Consider the following 895-nt stretch of genomic DNA (forward strand, 5'->3'; position numbering starts at 1 on the left):
TGAAGGGGTAGGGGGCGGCTTGGGCGCGCGCGAATAGCTGATAATATGAGGAGAACCGACGTCAGGGCTTTCCCCAGTGGGATTTGAAATCGGGGTGCTCGCAAAACAGCGTCTCGAAGCTAGGCTGCAAAATCCCCAGAATATGAACCTCATGTTCTCCGAGCGCAGGCCAGGCCTGTATCGATATTGCCTGGCTGATCAAAGGCACACCGTCAGACATCTCTATCCGAAGACCGCGTCCACGATCCTCGATGTAATCGCCATCAACGACATTCGCGTGCCGCTCGACATCATAGGCTGACAATGATTTGAATTTCGCCATTGCGACGCCCATCGGGGGGTCTAGCGCGAAGATCTCAGCCTCGCCGATTGGGGTATCTGCTTCGTAAATCGTCACCTTCATGGCTGCGTTATGCATCATCACGCCAAAACCGGAAATGGCGTCGTTTGCCGAACGGTTCGTTTTCCCCATCGATGGCCACCCCCCACAACCCCCGCTCAGCCTGAGCTTGTCGAAGGCCACGCTATACGGCCTGCGTGGGCGCGAGTCCTTCGACGACGCGGGCTGAAGCCCGCTGCTCAGGATGAGCGGGGGTGGTCAGGGGCTTTTGCGCCAGGCCAGGAACAGCAGACATGCGGCAAAGGCGATCGGCCCGTACATCAGCGCCATGAATGCAGGCCAACTCAGCGATTCCCCGGTTGCCAGCAATTCCCTATCCGGCGCGAAAACCACGCCCCCCGCCCAGCCTGCCAGAAAAGCCCAGACAAGAGCGGTGGCTGCCAGCGATAGGATGGCGAGGCAGAGATAGATCGTGCGCATGGCGGTGATCACTGCGCGCGACGACAATGGACAGCAATAGCCTATCCCTTGACGCTTGCCTGCGCAGGCAGGGAT

General features: G+C 59.2%; 2 protein-coding genes. Both read right to left on the reverse strand.

Translation table 11 applies throughout. The features are described from left to right. Window positions 1-61: 61 nt before the first annotated feature. Window positions 62-472, reverse strand: coding sequence for a hypothetical protein (locus DM995_RS18045; RefSeq protein ID WP_198669470.1), 411 nt, complete (start codon window positions 470-472; stop codon window positions 62-64). Between the two features lie 126 nt (window positions 473-598). Next, on the reverse strand, window positions 599-895 hold a 297-nt coding region (locus DM995_RS18050; RefSeq protein WP_232824531.1), incomplete at its 5' end, for a hypothetical protein.

The sequence above is a fragment of the Blastomonas sp. UPD001 genome (assembly GCF_003426715.1).
In the GTDB taxonomy this organism is placed as follows: Bacteria; Pseudomonadota; Alphaproteobacteria; order Sphingomonadales; family Sphingomonadaceae; genus Blastomonas.

Excerpts from the sequence above, each read along its gene's own strand:
- DM995_RS18045 (WP_198669470.1), bottom strand. The coding sequence starts at position 472 with ATGGGGAAAACGAACCGTTCGGCAAACGACGCCATTTCCGGTTTTGGC.